Annotated in this window: 17 protein-coding genes; all 17 read right to left on the reverse strand. The window is 61.7% G+C overall.

What is annotated here, in order from left to right:
- Positions 1-187 precede the first annotated feature (187 nt).
- The 17 genes from C0Z18_RS04915 to C0Z18_RS04995 all read right to left on the reverse strand — a co-directional run bounded on the left by C0Z18_RS04915 (position 188) and on the right by C0Z18_RS04995 (position 18,322).
- Positions 188-1,918, reverse strand: a complete 1,731-nt coding sequence (locus C0Z18_RS04915; RefSeq protein ID WP_102644339.1) for an AMP-binding protein — start codon at positions 1,916-1,918, stop codon at positions 188-190.
- 212 nt (positions 1,919-2,130) lie between these two features.
- Complete coding sequence (locus C0Z18_RS04920; protein ID WP_102644242.1) at positions 2,131-2,559, reverse strand: F0F1 ATP synthase subunit epsilon; 429 nt, start codon at positions 2,557-2,559, stop codon at positions 2,131-2,133.
- A 103-nt stretch (positions 2,560-2,662) separates the two neighbouring features.
- Positions 2,663-4,057 (reverse strand): F0F1 ATP synthase subunit beta, encoded by a 1,395-nt coding sequence (gene atpD / locus C0Z18_RS04925; protein WP_102644243.1) that lies wholly within the window; start codon positions 4,055-4,057, stop codon positions 2,663-2,665.
- A 58-nt stretch (positions 4,058-4,115) separates the two neighbouring features.
- Entirely contained in the window at positions 4,116-4,991 is an 876-nt protein-coding gene (gene atpG / locus C0Z18_RS04930; RefSeq protein ID WP_102644244.1) for a F0F1 ATP synthase subunit gamma, read from the reverse strand.
- A gap of 89 nt (positions 4,992-5,080) precedes the next feature.
- Positions 5,081-6,622 (reverse strand): F0F1 ATP synthase subunit alpha, encoded by a 1,542-nt coding sequence (gene atpA, locus C0Z18_RS04935; RefSeq protein WP_102644245.1) that lies wholly within the window; start codon positions 6,620-6,622, stop codon positions 5,081-5,083.
- Between the two features lie 52 nt (positions 6,623-6,674).
- On the reverse strand, positions 6,675-7,214 hold the full coding sequence (locus tag C0Z18_RS04940) for a F0F1 ATP synthase subunit delta (protein ID WP_102644246.1): 540 nt from the start codon (positions 7,212-7,214) through the stop codon (positions 6,675-6,677).
- 2 nt (positions 7,215-7,216) lie between these two features.
- Positions 7,217-7,687: a F0F1 ATP synthase subunit B gene (locus C0Z18_RS04945; protein WP_102644247.1), complete on the reverse strand. Its 471-nt coding sequence runs from the start codon at positions 7,685-7,687 to the stop codon at positions 7,217-7,219.
- Positions 7,688-7,827: 140 nt separating this feature from the next.
- Positions 7,828-8,097 (reverse strand): F0F1 ATP synthase subunit C, encoded by a 270-nt coding sequence (gene atpE / locus C0Z18_RS04950; protein WP_007180033.1) that lies wholly within the window; start codon positions 8,095-8,097, stop codon positions 7,828-7,830.
- A gap of 83 nt (positions 8,098-8,180) precedes the next feature.
- On the reverse strand, positions 8,181-9,029 hold the full coding sequence (gene atpB / locus C0Z18_RS04955; protein WP_102644248.1) for a F0F1 ATP synthase subunit A: 849 nt from the start codon (positions 9,027-9,029) through the stop codon (positions 8,181-8,183).
- Positions 9,030-9,168: 139 nt separating this feature from the next.
- Positions 9,169-9,702, reverse strand: coding sequence for an ATP synthase subunit I (locus C0Z18_RS04960; protein WP_102644249.1), 534 nt, complete (start codon positions 9,700-9,702; stop codon positions 9,169-9,171).
- A gap of 215 nt (positions 9,703-9,917) precedes the next feature.
- On the reverse strand, positions 9,918-11,066 hold the full coding sequence (locus C0Z18_RS04965) for an SLC13 family permease (protein WP_102644250.1): 1,149 nt from the start codon (positions 11,064-11,066) through the stop codon (positions 9,918-9,920).
- Between the two features lie 61 nt (positions 11,067-11,127).
- Positions 11,128-12,015 carry a ParB/RepB/Spo0J family partition protein gene (locus tag C0Z18_RS04970; RefSeq protein WP_102644340.1) on the reverse strand — a complete coding sequence of 296 codons (888 nt, stop codon included), beginning with the start codon at positions 12,013-12,015 and terminating at the stop codon, positions 11,128-11,130.
- Positions 12,016-12,056: 41 nt separating this feature from the next.
- Positions 12,057-12,827, reverse strand: coding sequence for a ParA family protein (locus tag C0Z18_RS04975; protein ID WP_102644251.1), 771 nt, complete (start codon positions 12,825-12,827; stop codon positions 12,057-12,059).
- Positions 12,828-12,884: 57 nt separating this feature from the next.
- Positions 12,885-13,571, reverse strand: coding sequence for a 16S rRNA (guanine(527)-N(7))-methyltransferase RsmG (rsmG, locus tag C0Z18_RS04980; RefSeq protein ID WP_102644252.1), 687 nt, complete (start codon positions 13,569-13,571; stop codon positions 12,885-12,887).
- A complete protein-coding gene (mnmG, locus tag C0Z18_RS04985; RefSeq protein ID WP_102644253.1) occupies positions 13,568-15,538 on the reverse strand; it encodes a tRNA uridine-5-carboxymethylaminomethyl(34) synthesis enzyme MnmG in 1,971 nt (656 codons plus the stop codon). The genes rsmG and mnmG overlap by 4 nt, the downstream gene beginning before the upstream one ends.
- Positions 15,539-15,775: 237 nt before the next feature.
- Positions 15,776-16,534: an ABC transporter ATP-binding protein gene (locus tag C0Z18_RS04990; protein WP_102644254.1), complete on the reverse strand. Its 759-nt coding sequence runs from the start codon at positions 16,532-16,534 to the stop codon at positions 15,776-15,778.
- Complete coding sequence (locus C0Z18_RS04995; RefSeq protein WP_102644255.1) at positions 16,535-18,322, reverse strand: branched-chain amino acid ABC transporter ATP-binding protein/permease; 1,788 nt, start codon at positions 18,320-18,322, stop codon at positions 16,535-16,537.

Raw genomic sequence — 18,322 nt, forward strand, 5'->3', positions numbered from 1 at the left:
GTGAGTTGTGTGCAGCGGCTCCTTCGTTGGTCTCCTCGCGCTAACCCCGTAGCGTGTGGTTTTTAGCGGGCTATCAAGCCCGCTTTTTTTTTCCTGGGTCGGAGTTGGTGCTTTGTCGCCTTACTTCGGTCTCATGCAGAGCAGCCGGTCGGAGTTGGGGCTTCAGCCCCCCCCGACTTTCAACCGTTCACGCCTGGTCCGGCTCGCTCTTTTGCAGTTCGCCGATCATCCGCTCGCGCATCACGAACTTCTGCACCTTGCCGGTCACCGTCATCGGCATCTCATCGACGAAGCGGATATAGCGCGGCACCTTGTAATGCGCGATCTGCCCTTGGCAATAAGCCCTGACCTCGTCCTCGGTCAACTGCTCTCCGGGCCGCACGACGATCCAGGCGCATACCTCCTCGCCATACTTCTCGTCCGGCACGCCGAACACCTGCACGCTCTGCACCTTCGGATGCCCGAACAAAAATTCTTCGACTTCCCGCGGATAGATGTTCTCTCCGCCGCGGATCAACATGTCCTTCAGACGGCCGACGATGTTGCAATACCCCTCATCGTCGATCGTCGCGAGATCGCCGGTATGCATCCAGCCGTCGGTGATCGCCTCCTTCGTGCGCGCCTCATCGTCCCAATAGCCGCGCATGACCGAATAGCCGCGCGTCCATAACTCGCCGGTTTCGCCCACGGCCAGCGTCTTGCCCGAGGGATCGACGACCTTCGCTTCGAGATGCGGCGCGATCCGTCCCACGGTCGACGTGCGCTTATCGAGCGGATCGTCGGTCGCGCTTTGGAACGAGACCGGGCTCGTTTCCGTCATGCCGTACGCGATCGTGATTTCGGACAGATGCATGCGCGCGACAACCCGCTTCATGGTTTCGATCGGGCATGGCGAGCCCGCCATGATCCCCGTGCGCAGCGAGGACAGGTCGAACGAGGCAAAGTCGGGATGATCGAGTTCGGCGATGAACATCGTCGGCACGCCGTGCAGCGCCGTGCAACGCTCCTCGGCGCACGCCGCCAGCGTGGCGACGGGGTCGAACGCCTCGCCCGGAAAGACCATCTTTGCCCCGGCCGAAACGCTCGCGAGGACCGACAAAACCATGCCGAAGCAGTGGTAAAGCGGCACCGGGATGCACAGCGCGTCATGCTCCGTGAAGCGCATCGCCATGGCGATATAGCGGGCGTTATTAACCACGTTCCGGTGCGTGAGCGTAGCGCCCTTCGGGTTACCTGTCGTACCGCTCGTGAATTGGATGTTGATCGGGTCGTGCGCCGACAGCGTCTTATCGATTGCGGCCGGATCGATGCGCTCGCGCGCCACGCGTCCCGCCTCGATCAAATCGGAAAACGTCATCATGCCGGGCGTTGCCGTATCGCACATCCGTACGACCAGACGCAGTTGAGGCAAACGCGCCGCGCGCAGCTGCCCGGGCTCGCATTGCGCCAACTCCGGAGCGAGCGTTTGCAGCATCTCGACGTACTTCGACGATTTGAAGCTCTCCGCCGTGACGATCGCGCAGCAGCCCGATTTGTTCAGCGCGTACTCGAGTTCCGCGAGCCGATAGGCAGGATTGACGTTCACGAGAATCGCACCGATGCGCGCGGTGGCGAACTGCGTCAGCAGCCACTCCACCCGATTCGGCGACCAGATGCCGACACGGTCTCCCGCCTTGATGCCCGCCGCGGCAAAGCCAGCCGCGAGCACGTCCACTTCGTCCGCGAACTCACGCCATGTCCATCGAATCCCTTGCTCGCGAAATACAACCGCAGGTCTATCGGGGAAGCGAGCGGCCGTGTCGTTGAGCAGTCCCCCGATGGTCGCCTCCGAGAGCGCGATGTCGGTCCGGCCGCGCACGTACGAGAGCCCGCCCGCCGGCGCAATGAGCGCCCCCTGCTCCAACTGCTGACTCGTCATCTCGATGTCTCCGCCGCGTGAGAAAAATTTTCCGATCGATTGTGCCATCGACGACGGGCCATCCAACATCAAGTCTTACCCTCAGAAAACGCATAAGACGAAAAAAACGCCGCTAGACGCAGGCCTAGCGGCGTTAAACATCCTATTAGTCGTCTTGTTCTGGCACAAAATTGCCCGCCGCGGTGCGACAGGCAACGTGCGAAGCGCTTTCGTTAGTGGCTTTGCGAGCGCAGTTTGCGCAGGCGAGCGATTGCCGCGAGCTGTGCCGTCGCGTACGCCAACTCGGCCTGAGCCGTCGCGTACTCGATGTTCGAGCCCGAGTTTTGCATCGCTTCCTCGGCCAGTTTGCGGGCCTGCTCGGCCTTCGCCTCGTCCAGGTCCTTACCGCGGATCGCCGTATCGGCGAGCACGGTCACGGCGCCCGGTTGCACTTCGAGAATGCCGCCGGCAACGAACACGAACTCTTCCTGGCCGTTTTCGGCCTCGATGCGCACCGCACCGGGACGAATACGCGTGATGAGCGGCGTGTGACCCGGCAAGATACCGAGTTCACCGGCCTCGCCCGGCAGCGCGACGAACTTCGCCATACCCGAGAAGATTTGCTCTTCCGCGCTGACGACGTCTACTTTGATGGTTGCCATATCGATTCCTGTGCAAGCCTCGGTTGAGCGTGATGCGTGCGGCGAGCCCGGCGCTCGAATAGAGCCAACGCCGAACTCGCTTTTCTAGCGATCACACCGACCGTTACTGGATCTTCTTGGCCTTTTCGAAGGCTTCGTCGATCGTGCCGACCATGTAGAACGCTTGCTCGGGCAGGTGATCGCACTCGCCTTCCACGATCATCTTGAAGCCGCGGATCGTTTCCTTCAGCGGCACGTACTTGCCCGGCGAACCCGTGAACACTTCCGCAACGTGGAAGGGCTGCGACAGGAAACGCTGGATCTTACGAGCACGCGCCACCGACAGCTTGTCTTCCGGCGACAGTTCGTCCATGCCCAGAATCGCGATGATGTCGCGCAGTTCCTTGTAGCGTTGCAGCGTTTGCTGCACGCCGCGCGTGATCGAGTAATGCTCTTCGCCGATGACGTTCGGGTCGATCTGACGCGAGGTCGAATCGAGCGGGTCGACGGCGGGGTAGATACCGAGCGAAGCGATGTCACGCGACAGAACGACCGTTGCGTCCAAGTGGCCGAACGTCGTAGCCGGCGACGGGTCCGTCAAGTCATCGGCAGGCACGTACACGGCTTGCACCGACGTAATCGAGCCCTTCTTCGTCGACGTGATGCGCTCTTGCAGCTTACCCATTTCTTCAGCCAGCGTCGGCTGATAGCCCACGGCCGACGGCATCCGGCCGAGCAGTGCCGACACTTCGGTACCGGCCAGCGTGAAACGGTAGATGTTGTCGACGAAGAACAGCACGTCGAGGCCTTCGTCACGGAAGTGCTCGGCCATCGTGAGGCCCGTCAACGCCACGCGCAGACGGTTGCCCGGCGGCTCGTTCATCTGACCGTACACGAGCGCGACCTTGTCGAGCACGTTCGAGTCCTTCATTTCGTGGTAGAAGTCGTTCCCTTCACGGGTACGCTCGCCCACGCCCGCGAACACGGAGTAACCGCCGTGTTCCTTAGCGATGTTGTTGATGAGCTCCATCATGTTCACGGTCTTGCCCACACCGGCGCCACCGAACAAGCCCACCTTGCCGCCCTTCGCGAACGGGCAGATCAAGTCGATAACCTTGATACCCGTTTCGAGCAGTTCCGTCGACGGCGACAGTTCGTCGAACGCCGGCGCCTTCTGGTGGATCGAACGCTTCGTTTCGCTTTCGATCGGACCGGCTTCGTCGATCGGACGGCCGAGCACGTCCATGATGCGGCCGAGCGTCGGCTTGCCGACCGGCACGCTGATGGGCAGACCCGTGTTCTTCACCATCACGCCGCGGCGCAGACCGTCGGACGCACCCAGACAGATCGTGCGCACGACGCCGTCGCCCAGCTGCTGCTGAACTTCGAGCGTCAGTTCCGTGCCTTCGAGCACGAGGGCGTCGTAGACCTTCGGCATGTGCTCACGCGGGAATTCCACGTCGATCACCGCGCCGATGCACTGTACGATCTTGCCTTCTACCAAAGCAGTAGTACTCATCGCTTTTCCTTTAGATACTCAATTCTTCACTCGCGCAAACGGCGCGTAGGACGGGGCGTCAGACCGCAGCGGCGCCGCCGACGATTTCCGACAATTCCTTCGTAATCGCGGCTTGGCGGCTCTTGTTGTAGACGAGCTGCAATTCGCTGATCACCGTCTTCGCGTTATCCGACGCGGCCTTCATCGCGACCATGCGCGCCGATTGCTCGGACGCCATGTTTTCCGCGACGGCCTGGTACACGAGCGCCTCGACGTAGCGAACGAGCAACTCGTCGACGACAGCTTGCGCGTCGGGTTCGTAGATGTAGTCCCACGTCGACTTCGGCGTCGTTTCGTCCGTCTCGAAGTGCTCCGCCGACAGCGGCAGCAACTGCTCGATCACGGGCTCTTGCTTCATCGTGTTGACGAAGCGCGTGTATGCCAGATACACGGCCGAGATCTTGCCTTCCGAGTACAGATCGAGCTGCACCTTCACCGCGCCGATCAGCTTTTCGAGGTGCGGCGTATCGCCGAGCTGAACGACGTGCGAGACGACCTTCGCGCCGACGCGATTCAAAAACCCGAAGCCCTTGCCGCCGATCGCCGTCGCTTCGACGGTCTGGCCTTTTTGCTCGAGTTCCTTGAGCTTGTTCACCGTCGCGCGCAGCACGTTCGTGTTCAAGCCCCCGCACAGGCCCTTGTCGGTCGTGACGAGGATGATGCCGGCCGCCTTCGCGCCTTCGTTCGCCACCATGAACGGGTGACGATACTCGGGATTTGCACGGCTCATGTGCGCGGCGATATCGCGAACCTTGTCCGCGTACGGACGAGCCGAGCGCATACGCTCTTGAGCGCGGCGCATTTTCGACGCGGCCACCATCTCCATCGCCTTGGTGATCTTGCGCGTGTTTTGCACGCTCTTGATCTTGCCGCGGATTTCCTTCATTCCAGCCATTGCTTGCTCCTGGAGCGAAGCGGCGCTCGCTGCGGTGTTCGTGCTTCGCTACACCCTACGCGCGCCGCTTCAAGGTCCTTATGCCTCGATCAATAAGCACCCGACTTCTTGAAGTCCTTCAGAGCGGCGTGGAGCGCTGCTTCGTCGTCCTTCGACAAGTCCTTCGTGTCTTCGATGCGCTTGACGAGGTCGGCATGGCTCGTCTTCAGGTATTCGCGCGCGCCCTTTTCGAACGACAGCACGTCCTTGACTTCGAGATCGTCGAGGTAGCCGTTGTTCGCCGCGAACAGCGACATGGCCAACTCCCACACCTGCAGCGGCTGGTACTGCGGCTGCTTCAAGAGTTCCGTCACGCGGCGGCCGCGCTCGAGCTGCTTGCGGGTCGCTTCGTCGAGATCGGATGCGAACTGCGCGAACGCGGCCAGTTCACGATACTGCGCCAAGTCGGTACGAATACCGCCCGAGAGCTTCTTCACGACCTTCGTTTGCGCAGCGCCACCGACGCGCGACACCGACACGCCCGCGTTGATCGCGGGACGGATACCGGCGTTGAACAAGTCGGTTTCGAGGAAGATCTGGCCGTCCGTGATCGAGATCACGTTCGTCGGCACGAATGCCGTCACGTCGCCCGCTTGCGTTTCGATGACCGGCAGTGCCGTCAGCGAACCGCTCTTGCCTTTCACTTCGCCGTTCGTGAACTTCTCGACGTACTCTTCCGAGACGCGAGCCGCGCGCTCGAGCAGACGCGAGTGCAGATAGAACACGTCGCCGGGATACGCTTCACGGCCCGGCGGGCGGCGCAGCAGCAGCGAAATTTGGCGATACGCCCAAGCTTGCTTGGTCAAATCGTCATAGATGATGAGGGCGTCTTGACCGCGATCGCGGAAGTACTCGCCCATCGTGCAGCCGGCGTACGGTGCGAGGTATTGCATCGCAGCCGATTCCGAAGCCGATGCCGCGACGACGATCGTGTATTCCATCGCGCCCGACTCTTCGAGCTTGCGCACGACGTTCATGATCGACGAAGCCTTTTGGCCGATCGCGACATAAATACAGACGAGGTCTTTACCCTTCTGATTGATGATCGCGTCGACTGCCACGGCCGTCTTGCCGCACTGGCGGTCGCCGATGATCAGCTCGCGCTGGCCGCGGCCGATCGGCACCATCGAGTCGATCGACTTTAGACCCGTTTGCACCGGCTGCGACACCGACTTACGCCAAATCACGCCCGGGGCGATCTTCTCGACCGCGTCGGTCATCTTCGCGTTGATCGGGCCCTTGCCGTCGATCGGGTTGCCGAGCGCATCGACCACGCGGCCGATGAGTTCGGGGCCGACCGGCACTTCGAGAATGCGGCCCGTCGTCTTGACGATGTCGCCTTCCGAGATGTGTTCGTATTCACCGAGAATCACGGCGCCGACCGAGTCGCGCTCGAGGTTCAGCGCGAGGCCGAACGTATTGCCCGGGAATTCGAGCATTTCACCTTGCATCACGTCCGACAGGCCGTGAATGCGCACGATACCGTCGGTCACGGAGATCACGGTGCCCTGGTTGCGAACGTCCGTGCTCGCTTCAAGGCCCTGGATCCGGCTCTTGATCAGCTCGCTGATCTCAGAGGGATTGAGTTGCATTATTCGCTCCTGATAGTCAATTCTGTTGCGTGCCGTGCGCGAGCGCTCCGCTTTACGCGGTCAGCGCCGTGCGCATGTCGGCGAGCCGTGCGCGAACCGAGGTGTCGAGCACTTCGTCGCCCACGGTGACGCGAACGCCCCCGATCAGCGACGCATCGACTTCGACCGTCGGCTTGAGCTTTCGCCCAAACTTGCGCGTAAGGCTCGCGACGAGATCGGCGAGCTGGGCCTCTTGCAGCGGGAACGCGCTAACGATCAGCGCGTCGGCCGCGCCTTCGCGAGCGTTTTTCAGTTCTTCGAACTGGACGGCGATTTCGGGCAGCAGCGAGAGACGGTGATTGTCGACCAGCATCTGCACGAAGTTTTTCGCTTGCGGCGAGTCCTTCAGCGATGACTTGGCTGCGGCGAGCAGCAGATCGACGACCTGTGCGCGGCTCACCTTCGGGCTCGAGGCGACCGACATGAGCTCGGGCAGACGCGCAACCTGGCCCAGCTCCTCCACGAGAGCGGACCAAGCAGCGAGGTCACCGCCTTCGGCGACGCCGAACAGCGCCTCTGCGTAGGGACGGGCGATGGTTGCAAGTTCGGCCATGATCAGAGCTCGGCTTTCAGTTGATTGAGCAGTTGGGCATGCGCCGCCTGATCGACTTCGCGCTTCAGGATCTGCTCGGCGCCCTTGACCGCCAGCGTGGCCACTTCGGCACGCAGCGTTTCACGCGCCTTTACGACTTGCTGCTCGGCTTCGGCCTTGGCCTGCGCGATGATGCGCGCCGCTTCCGCTTGCGCGTTGGCCTTGATTTCCTCGGCCACGGCGAGTGCGCGCTTTTCGGCGTCGGCGATGCGTTGCTGACCGTCGTTGCGTGCTTGCGCGAGTTCCTGATCGACGCGCTTGTGCGCAGCTTCGAGTTCCGTCTTGCCCTTTTCGGCGGCCGCGAGGCCATCGGCGATCTTCTTCGCACGTTCGTCGAGGGCTTTGACCATCGGCGGCCACACGAACTTCATCGTGAACCAGGCGAGGATCAGGAACACGACCATTTGCGCAATCAGAGTTGCGTTGAGATTCACGGTGTTTCCTTAAACGTTGCTATATCGGAAAGTGAAACGGCAAGGCGCTCATCGACGTTACGTTCGATCAGCGCCCGAAGCTTGTCGTTTCGCCCCTGCGCCGTTCATTGCCAAGCCACGGCGCAAACTTCCGAGAAACCTTAGCCTGCCAACTTCGAGAGCAGCGGGTTCGCAAACGCAAACAGCATTGCCACACCGACGCCGATCAGGAACGCCGCGTCGATCAGACCAGCCAAGAGGAACATCTTGGTTTGCAGCGGGTTCATCAGTTCAGGCTGACGCGCGCAAGCTTCGATGTACTTGCCGCCCATCAGGCCGATACCGATACAGGCGCCGATTGCACCCAGGCCGATGATGATGCCGATACCGATGGCGGTCAGACCTTGGATGTTGGCGATGAAAGCTTGCATGATCACTCCTTTGTAAAAGACTTTTTGGAACTGGATTTAAAGAAACGAAAAACGAATCTACTTACGCCGCGACACGCGCTTGATCAGTGCGAATCGTGCGCCTGGCCGATGTACACGAGCGTCAGCATCATGAAGATGAACGCTTGCAACAGCACGATCAGGATGTGGAAGATCGCCCAAACAGTGCCTGCGATCACGTGGCCGATGAAGCCGAGCACCGTCGTGTCCGCGCCGAACGTCCAGATGCTGCCGAGCAATGCGATGAGCAGGAACAGCAGTTCGCCCGCATACATGTTGCCGAACAGCCGCAACGCGAGCGAGACCGTCTTGGCGACGAACTCGATGATGTTCAGTGCAAGGTTCGGGATCCATAGCGACCAGTGCGAGCCGAACGGGGCCGACAGCAGTTCGTGAAGGAAGCCGCCCGCGCCCTTGATCTTGAAGTTGTAGTAAATCATCAGCACGAACACGCCGAGCGCGATACCGAACGTGCCGTTCAGATCGGCCGTCGGCACGATGCGGTGGTGCGAGATGACGCCCGACAAACCGAGCCAGCCGATGACGCGGCCCGGCAGGTCGACAGGGATGAAATCGAGCGAGTTCATCAGCGCGACCCAAACGAATACGAACAGGGCGAGCGGTGCGATGAACGTGCGGTTGCCGTGAATGATCGCCTTCGATTGATCTTCGACCATTTCGACGAGCATCTCGATCGCGCACTGGAAGCGGCCCGGGACGCCCGGCGTGGCATTGCGCGCGGCCACGCGCAGAATGAAGATGGCCACGAGACCGCACACGATCGACCAGAACAGCGTGTCGATGTTCAACACGTGCATGTCGATGATCGACGTCTGGTGCGAGGTAGCGAAGTTTTGCAAGTGGTGCGAGATGTACTCGGACGGATCCAAGTGCGTGCTTTCTGTAGCTGCCATATCGTTTATTGCCACCTAAATTGTCGAAAATCGTTCGGTGTCCACACGCACCCGAGGCGCCGCGCGAACGCGGCGAACGCCGGCGCGCCGCGCTTATCGCCGCGCGCGCCGCCGGTCGTCCACCGTCATCCCATCAAGCTCACCGCCAAGCGAGCGCCAACCAGTACGTTTGAAGGGTGACGAGGAAGGTCACGAGCAGCGGCAGCCACCGCGCGTCGTGATACCAAAGCGCGACCGCGACGAACATCGCGACCGTTACCCCCATCTTGAGCATCTCGCCGATCATCCATGTCAGGATCGATCCGGCGCCGCCCGCTCCTTTCAAACGTGCCGCGAACAATGCGCTCGGCACCCAGCATATCGCTCCGCCCAACAAGGCCGACAGCGCAGCAGGACCCGGCGGCTTATAAAACAGCCACCAGACCAGCGTGACGACCAGGGACAAAACCACTTGCGCTTTCACCACCTTGAACGGCGTGACACGCGAGGGGCGGCTCACGTCCGAGCCAAAGAGCTTTTCAGCCTCGGCCCGCGTGAGCGGAACGAAATTCTTATCTTGCTGCTCGGCATCCCACGCATCGTCGAACGTTTCCGAACGACCCACGACGCGAGCGGAAGAAGGATCATGTCGCGCGCGTTCGTCGTGCCTTGTGCCCGGCTCTCGATCCGCCATCGCCTTATCCTGCAAAACCCATTTTCCAACCCGAAGCTTTCGCCGTGCTTACGGGGCTGCCTAGCTAATAAATCCGGGCGATTGTAAGCGATAGTTGCAGGCGATTCAAGACTTTAGCTGCGACAAAAAACTGCTTGAAAACGACGCCCGGCGCGGGTGCGCGGTCCGTCGATCCGGCGAAACCGAAAGGCGCCCGAAACCGGCGGCGAGCGGCATCATGCGTGCGCGAGCAACCATGCGCCGAGCGCGGTGCCGACCACCCAAAACGGTATCGAGACGAGATGGAACGGCAGCCAAACGCCGCGTGTTTTCGATAACCGCACGGCGATCAGGTTAGCCAGCGAGCCGATCGCAATACCGAAGCCCCCCACGCTCACGCCGAACGCCAGCGCGCGCCAATCCTTCGTGAACTCGGCCAGCATGATCGCAGCCGGCACATTGCTGATCGCTTGCGACAAAACGGCACCTGCGACATAAGCGCGCAGCATCGAATGAAGGCCTAACCCCGCGACCGTATCGTGCACCCAAGGCAGCTCGGCCACGCTGCGCAGGACGATGAACATCAGCACGAAAATCAGCAGCAACGCCCAGTCGATTTTTAGGACGGCGTCGCGCCGCCACAACAGAAAACCGCCTGCCACGCCGATGAGGCCGATGGCCGCGTGATGCGAATCGGCAAGCAACACGAACGCCACGAAGAGCACGGCGGCAACGCCGGCGTAAGCGCGATCGACCCGCTCCTTGGCGGCATCCTTCGAAAGATCGAGCGCCTTGGGCTTGAATGCGAAGAACGCCAGCACATACAACATCGCGGTCAACGTCGCGCACAGCGGAGCCAACGCCCAGACGAATCGTCCGAACGACACGCCCCCGACTTGCCACAAGAACAGGTTCTGCGGGTTGCCGAGCGGCGTGAGCACCGAGCCGGCATTGACGGCCAGCGCCAAAAAGATCGTCAAGCGTTTGACGGGCAACGGCGTCAGCGCGTGCAGCGAAAGAACGAGCGGGATGACGACGAACAGCGCGACGTCGTTCGTGACGAGCATCGAGAGCCCCGCGGCCAGTCCGATCAGCAAGCACGCCAGCGCGCGCTCCGAGCGAACGTGATGCACGACGCGGTGCGCGAGCCACATGAGCAAACCGGACAACTCGATCGCCTTCGTCAGCATCAACAATCCGGCCAGCGTCAACACGGTAGGCCAATCCACCATCGTCGGCAGTCGAAGCCAAGATTGCGGCCGCACGCATTGAAGCACCGCGAGAACGACGACGAGGATCGCGAGGACGGGCTCTTTGAAAGCGTATGAAACGATTTTGCGCGGCACGCTCGCGCGGTTTGCGCGGGTATCGTCTACGGTCGGCATGGATGGAGCAGGTTCGAGTGGACACACACGCGTGCAGTGCGCGAGAAACGTGCCGCCTTCTTCAAGCCGCGGAACTGCCGCGCAGGCGCGCGAGAATGCCGTCGAGGGCGTCGAGATCGCCGAATTCGATCTGCAATTGGCCTCGCCCGCGCCGGCCGAGCTTGATCTTCACCGCTGACGCAAGCAAGTCCGACAACTCTTCTTCGAGGCGGCGCGTGTCGCGTCCCCCGTCGTGATTCGAGCGCGCCTTGACCGTGGGCTCCGCCTTCGTCGTGGCGGTCACGAGCCGCTCCGTCTCGCGCACCGACATACGCTTGTTGACGACTTGGTTGGCCAGCGTGATCTGCGTGGCCGAATCCACGGCGAGCAGCGCTCGGGCGTGGCCCATGTCGAGGTCGCCCGCGAGCAGCATCGTCTGCACGGGATGGGCAAGATTGAGCAAGCGCAGCAGGTTCGATACGGCACTGCGGGAACGCCCCACCGACTCGGCCGCTTGTTCATGGGTGAAATCGAACTCGTCCAGCAATCGCTGGATACCTTGCGCCTCTTCCAACGGATTGAGATCTTCACGTTGGATGTTTTCGATAAGCGCCATCGCGGCGGCGGCTTGGTCGGGCACGTCTTTGACGAGCACCGGCACCTCGGCCAATCCGGCGATATGCGCGGCACGAAAACGCCGCTCGCCCGCGATGATCTCGAATTTCTCCTCGGAGACGGGACGCACGAGGATCGGCTGCATGACACCTTGCGCCCGAATGCTCGCGGCCAACTCCTGCAAGCTGCCTTCGTCCATGCGGGTACGCGGCTGATACTTGCCGGCCTGCAGCTTGCCGAGCGGCAGTACGCTGGGGTGCCCTTCGCTGCGCACGGCCGTCGTGATGTCGGCGCTACCGCCGAGCAGGGCTTCCAGCCCACGTCCCAATCCCTTCTTCTTCGCTACGGCATTCATCGCATTTCCTCGATCCGCTTTTCCATCGCGCCGCACGGTACTCATAGCGCGCGTACGCGTTCAATCATTTCGGCGCCGAACTGCACGTACGCTTGCGCCCCGCGCGAAGCACGGTCGAAGACGACGCCCGGCAGCCCGTAGCTCGGCGCTTCGGCCAAGCGAACGTTGCGCGGAATCACCGCATCGAACACCTTGTCGCCGAAATGCTCCTTGAGTTGATCCGATACCTGCTGCTGCAACGTGATGCGCGGATCGAACATCACGCGCAGCAAACCGATGACCTTCAAATCGCGATTGAGGTTCGCGTGGACCTGCTTGATGGTGTTGACGAGGTCCGACAAACCTTCGAGCGCGAAGTACTCGCACTGCATCGGAATCACCACACCGTGCGCCGCGCACAGCGCATTGAGCGTGAGCAGCGACAATGCCGGCGGACAGTCGATCAGCACGAAGTCGTAATCGTCGGCCACGGCGGCAATCGCAACTTTCAATTGCCTTTCGCGATTATCGACGCTGACGAGCTCTATCTCCGCACCCGCTAGTTCGCGGTTAGCCGGCAGCACGTCGTAGGACACCGCCTCCGACTTGATCCGTGCCTCGGCGACAGCCAAGCCGTCAACGAGCACTTCATAGACGGTGTTCTCGCACTCGGCTTTGTTGATCCCGCTTCCCATCGTCGCGTTGCCCTGTGGATCGAGATCGATCAACAGCACGCGCTGTCCCTGCGAAGCGAGACTGGCGGCGAGGTTCACCGCCGTCGTCGTCTTGCCGACACCGCCCTTTTGGTTCGCCACGCAGAAGATTTTTGCCATCGTTCGGAAATCCTAGTTACCGCTGTTGCACTGCTGACGTTTGATGCAGGGAATCGCTCAATCGAAGACGACTTCCACGAGGTGCCGCTCGGCGCCGAGGAACGGGACCCGCAATTGCACGATCTCGGCCGCGCGCGCGCCCGCCGGCAATCGCTCGATCTCGGCATCGGGCCTCACCCCCTTCATCGCCCAGATCGATCCCTGCTCGCTCACCAAGTGACGCGCAAGTGTAACGAAATCGGCGAGCTCTGCGAATGCGCGCGAGACGATTGCGTCGAATTTTCCCGGCACCTCGATGCCGGGCCGAAGATTTTCGACCCGCCCTGTCACGACCGACAGATTGTCGAGCTTCAGTTGAGCCTTCGCCTGGGCCTGGAACGCCGACTTTTTTTGGACGATGTCGTTCAACGTTACATTGCGCTCGGGCAACGCAATGGCGAGAACGATACCCGGGAGTCCGCCGCCCGATCCGACGTCCAAAATCGTGCGTCCGCTTCGTGCCGCCAAATGCGGGACGATCGACAGCGAATCGAGAATATGCTGGATGAGCATTTGACGCGGGTCGCGAATCGCCGTCAGGTTATAGACCGCGTTCCACTTCGCCAGCAAAGCAACGTAGTCGACGAGCCGCTCGAATTGCTCGCCGGAAAGCGCAACGCCAAGCTCGCTCGTTCCCGCGTGAAGAAGATCCAGCCACGAAGCTCGATCGCTCGAATGCGCCCCGTTGGCGCGTGGCGACGTCATTGAGCGCCGGGAGCCGAATCGGCCCCGCTAGCTTCGGCGGTGCTCGGCTCTGCTGCCGCCCGCCTTCCTAGACCTTTCTTCAGATGAACCATCAACAACGAGATCGTTGCGGGCGTGATCCCGGAGATGCGCGAGGCCTGGCCGATCGTTTCCGGACGGAATTGATTGAGTTTCTGCCGTGCCTCGAAGGAAAGACCCCGGACGACGGCATAGTCGATCCCTTCGGGTAGCCGCGTGCTTTCGTTTGCCTCGTTGCGTTCAATCTCGTCAGCCTGGCGCTCGATGTAGCCCTGGTACTTCACGCCAATCTCGATCTGTTCCTTGATCTGATCAAGCAGCACCGGGTCATCGGCGAGCGGAGCATCGGGGCCGCATGTGCCCTCTCGCAAGCCGCAGATTCCGTCATACGTGATTCCCGGACGGCGCAGCAAGTCGGCCAGGTTGTACTCGTGATCGATCGGCTTGCCTAACAGTGCAGTGGCCTCCTCCGCAGACAGCGTCTTCGGATTCACCCACGTGGAGCGCAGGCGCTCTGTTTCACGTGAAACAGCGTCGCGCTTCCGACAAAACGCGTCCCAGCGGATATCGTCCACCACCCCGAGCTCACGGCCGATTTCAGTGAGGCGCATATCCGCATTGTCTTCACGAAGGCTCAACCGATACTCGGCGCGGCTTGTGAACATGCGATACGGCTCCGATACGCCGCGCGTCACAAGGTCATCCACGAGCACGCCCAGATAAGCCTGGTCGCGACGCGGACACCACGCATCCTTCCCCTGCACGTAACGCCCGGCATTGATACCGGCGAGCAGGCCTTGGGCCGCCGCTTCTTCGTAACCGGTCGTCCCGTTGATTTGCCCGGCGAAAAACAGCCCACGTATCACCTTCGTTTCAAGCGAGGCCTTCAACCCGCGAGGGTCGAAGTAGTCGTACTCGATGGCGTACCCAGGCCGCAAGATATGCGCGTTCTCGAGCCCGTGCATCGAATGCACGAGATCGAGTTGGACGTCGAACGGCAGGCTTGTCGAGATCCCATTCGGATAGAACTCGTTGGTCGTCAGCCCTTCCGGCTCGAGGAAGATTTGATGCGACGTTTTCGAAGCGAAGCGGTGAATCTTGTCTTCAATCGACGGGCAATACCGTGGCCCCACACCCTCGATCACGCCGGTGTACATCGGCGACCGGTCAAGGCCGTTTCGAATGATGTCGTGCGTCTGCTCGTTCGTGTGCGTGACCCAGCACGGCACCTGCTGCGGGTGCTGTTCGACACGGCCCAAGAACGAAAACACAGGGATCGGATCGAGGTCGCCTGGCTGCTCTTCTAGCTTGGAGAAATCAATCGTGCGGCCGTCGATGCGCGGAGGCGTACCCGTTTTCAGGCGCCCTTGCGGCAGCTTGAGTTCCTTCAAGCGGCCCGACAACGACACAGCAGCGGGATCGCCTGCGCGGCCACCCGTGTAGTTGTTCAACCCAACGTGGATCTTACCGTCGAGAAAAGTACCGGCCGTCAGGACGACGGCGCGCGCGCGAAACTGCACGCCAACTTGGGTCACCGCACCGACAACGCGGTCGCCTTCGACGATCAGGTCCTCCACCGCCTGCTGAAACAGGCTCAGATTCGGCTGATTCTCAAGCCGGCGCCGGATCGCCGCTTTGTATAGGATGCGGTCCGCTTGGGCGCGGGTTGCTCGAACGGCCGGCCCCTTCGACGAATTGAGGATGCGGAACTGAATCCCGCCTTCATCGGTTGCCGCCGCCATGGCGCCGCCGAGCGCGTCCACCTCTTTCACGAGGTGGCCTTTTCCAATGCCGCCGATCGACGGATTGCAGCTCATCTGGCCGAGCGTTTCGATGTTGTGCGTGAGCAGCAGTGTCTTAGCGCCCATGCGGGCCGAGGCCAAAGCGGCTTCCGTGCCGGCATGACCTCCGCCGACAACGATTACGTCAAATTCTGTGGGATAAAGCATGGCGATCCCATGGACGCGAGGTGCATGGGCCTATCGGGAAATGTATGCGCGAAATTATAGCGGGGATCGCGTTCGAGGCGGGCTAGCCAGACGGCCAGCGGATGATGTTTTACAAATATCTGGGCTGCGCCTCACACCGCGGCGACGCCATCATGTTTCACGTGGAACATTACCTAACGAAAAGGCAGGGCGGGCGCTGCGGCACGCCCTTCAACTGGCCCGCCCCGGAGTCACCGCTCAAGCCGTCTTCTTCGCTAGCCCAAGATACGTTTCGATGACGCGAGGATTGCGCGCCAACGAAGCCGCCTCCCCTTCCAACGCCAACTCTCCCGTCTCCAGTACGTAGCCGTAATCCGAGATCTGCAACGCAGCCCGCGCATTCTGCTCGATCAGCAGCGTCGCCACGCCGGTACTGCGCAATGCGCTGATGATATGGAAGATCTCTTTCACGATGAGCGGAGCGAGGCCCAAGCTCGGCTCGTCCAACATCAGCAAATCCGGCTTCCCCATCAATGCGCGGCCAAGCGCGAGCATTTGCCGCTCGCCGCCGGACAACGTACCGGCCGCCTGCTTGCGCCGTTCCTTAAGTCGAGGAAACCGCTCGAAAACGGGCTCGAGCTGATCGAGGAAGTCTCGCTCACCGGCTCGCTTGCGGCGGTAGGCGCCGAGCACGAGGTTGTCCTCGACCGTCATCGTCGAGAACAGCTCGCGCTTTTCCGGCACGAGGCACATGCCCCGCTCCACCCGCTTTTCGACGGGCAAGGCGCCGACCTCTTCCCCCCGATAGCACACGGGGCCGCTCGTGTGTCCGGTACTCGGCAGCGCGCCCATGACGGCATTGAGCAACGTGGACTTACCCGCGCCGTTCGGTCCGATCACGCTGACGATCTGGCCCGGGCGAACCGCGATCGATACGTCGTGCAGCGCCTCCACCTTGCCATAGCGCACGGACAGTCCGGCCACCGACAAAATCGGCATGGTCGTCGTTTCGTTCATTCACTCCACCCCGCCTAGATACGCTTCGACGACAGCCGGATCGTTCTGCACGTCTTCCGGCAGACCGTGCGCGATACGCGTACCGAACTCCATCACCACCAGACGATCGGCAAGATTCATCACGAAATCCATGTCGTGCTCGACGAGCAGCACGCTCATCCCCTCGGCCTTCAATTTGCGCAGCAACTCGGCAAGCTGCTGCTTTTCCCGGTAGCGCAAGCCGGCCGCCGGTTCATCCAGCAGCAACAAGGTCGGATCGCAACAGAGCGCACGCGCAATCTCCAAGATCCGCTGCTGCCCGAGCGCGAGCGACCCGGCTTCGTCGTACATATGCTGCTCGAGCCCGACGCGCCGAATCTGCTCGGCCGCCTCGAATAGCAGCCGCTGCTCCTCCTTCGCATTGAGCCGCGCCAAGCTGCGCCATACGCCGCTGGAGCCGCGCAAATGCGCGCCGATCGCGACGTTTTCGAGCACCGTCATCGTCGGCAACAGCTTGACGTGTTGGAACGTGCGGCCGATACCGCGTCTGGCGATTTCACGTGAATTGAGCGCATCGATACGCTCGCCGCGAAAATGGATCGCGCCGCGCGTCGCTTGCAACACACCCGTGACGAGATTGAAGGTGGTCGACTTGCCGGCCCCGTTCGGGCCGATCAGCCCGACGATCTGTCCGGCCTGCACCTCGAAGCTCACATCGTTCACCGCCACGAGCCCGCCGAACTCCTTGCGCGCCCGATCGACGACGAGCAGCGGCTCGCCTTGTGCCGGCTTGGACCGCCGCGCCAAAGGCTCGGCCTGCTCCGGCGAGCGCGCTCTCGGACCGCGCGGAAACCAGCGCGCAACGAACGGCCATACACCCTGCCTTGCATACTGCAGCAGCGCCACCATCAGCACGCCGAAGACGATGACCTCGAAGTTGCCGCTTTGCCCGAGCAAAATCGGCAGCACGGACTGCAGATAGTCCTGCACGACGGTGAGAATAACCGCCCCGAGAATCGCACCCCAGACGTGCGCGACGCCGCCCACGACGGCCATGAACAAGTATTCGATGCCGTGATTGAGGCCGAACGGCGTGGGATTCACGGCGCCTTGCAGATGCGCGTATAGGAACCCCGAAATCGAGGCGAGCACGGCCGCATACACGAAGATGACGACACGCATCCACCCCGTGTTCACGCCCATGGCCTCCGCCATCACTCCGGCGCCGCGCAAGGCACGAATAGCCCGTCCCGGCCGACTATTAAGCAAATTCTGAATCGAGATCACCGCGATCAACACCACGACCCAAATGAGGTAGTAGATGCTCCGGCCCGATCGCAGCGACAGGCCCAATACGCTCAATGCCGGAATGCCGTTGATGCCGTCGTACTTGCCGAGCGCATCGAGATTGCCGAACAGATAAAACAACGACAGGCCCCAAGCAATCGTGCCGAGCGGCAGGAAGTGGCCCGAAAGACGCATGGTGACCGCGCCGATGACGAGCGCGACGAGTGCCGTCAGCGCGATGCCGACAAAGAGCGCGATCCATGGCGAGACGCCGTATTGCGTCGTGAGAAAAGCCGTCGCATAGGCGCCGACGCCGACGAATGCCGCCTGGCCGAAGCTCGTCATCCCCCCCACGCCGGTCAGCAACACGAGCCCGAGCGCCACGATCGAATACAGCCCGATGTAGTTCAGCAGCGTGATCCAGTACTCGGACACGTGCAGCGGATTCGGCAGCACCGGTAAGGCGAAGAGGATGATCAAAAAAGCCCAGAACGGCTTCGTACCCGAGAACAAGTGCTTCAT

Origin of the sequence: Trinickia dabaoshanensis, assembly GCF_002879885.1 — a bacterium.
Classification (GTDB): Bacteria; Pseudomonadota; Gammaproteobacteria; order Burkholderiales; family Burkholderiaceae; genus Trinickia; species Trinickia dabaoshanensis.

Coding starts and splice junctions, on each gene's coding strand:
- C0Z18_RS04915 (WP_102644339.1), bottom strand. CDS start 1,918: ATGACGAGTCAGCAGTTGGAGCAGGGGGCGCTCATTGCGCCGGCGGGC.
- C0Z18_RS04920 (WP_102644242.1), bottom strand. CDS start 2,559: ATGGCAACCATCAAAGTAGACGTCGTCAGCGCGGAAGAGCAAATCTTC.
- atpD (WP_102644243.1), bottom strand. CDS start 4,057: ATGAGTACTACTGCTTTGGTAGAAGGCAAGATCGTACAGTGCATCGGC.
- atpG (WP_102644244.1), bottom strand. CDS start 4,991: ATGGCTGGAATGAAGGAAATCCGCGGCAAGATCAAGAGCGTGCAAAAC.
- atpA (WP_102644245.1), bottom strand. CDS start 6,622: ATGCAACTCAATCCCTCTGAGATCAGCGAGCTGATCAAGAGCCGGATC.
- C0Z18_RS04940 (WP_102644246.1), bottom strand. CDS start 7,214: ATGGCCGAACTTGCAACCATCGCCCGTCCCTACGCAGAGGCGCTGTTC.
- atpE (WP_007180033.1), bottom strand. CDS start 8,097: ATGCAAGCTTTCATCGCCAACATCCAAGGTCTGACCGCCATCGGTATC.
- atpB (WP_102644248.1), bottom strand. CDS start 9,029: ATGGCAGCTACAGAAAGCACGCACTTGGATCCGTCCGAGTACATCTCG.
- C0Z18_RS04960 (WP_102644249.1), bottom strand. CDS start 9,702: ATGGCGGATCGAGAGCCGGGCACAAGGCACGACGAACGCGCGCGACAT.
- C0Z18_RS04965 (WP_102644250.1), bottom strand. CDS start 11,066: ATGCCGACCGTAGACGATACCCGCGCAAACCGCGCGAGCGTGCCGCGC.
- C0Z18_RS04970 (WP_102644340.1), bottom strand. CDS start 12,015: ATGAATGCCGTAGCGAAGAAGAAGGGATTGGGACGTGGGCTGGAAGCC.
- C0Z18_RS04975 (WP_102644251.1), bottom strand. CDS start 12,827: ATGGCAAAAATCTTCTGCGTGGCGAACCAAAAGGGCGGTGTCGGCAAG.
- rsmG (WP_102644252.1), bottom strand. CDS start 13,571: ATGACGTCGCCACGCGCCAACGGGGCGCATTCGAGCGATCGAGCTTCG.
- mnmG (WP_102644253.1), bottom strand. CDS start 15,538: ATGCTTTATCCCACAGAATTTGACGTAATCGTTGTCGGCGGAGGTCAT.
- C0Z18_RS04990 (WP_102644254.1), bottom strand. CDS start 16,534: ATGAACGAAACGACGACCATGCCGATTTTGTCGGTGGCCGGACTGTCC.
- C0Z18_RS04995 (WP_102644255.1), bottom strand. CDS start 18,322: ATGAAGCACTTGTTCTCGGGTACGAAGCCGTTCTGGGCTTTTTTGATC.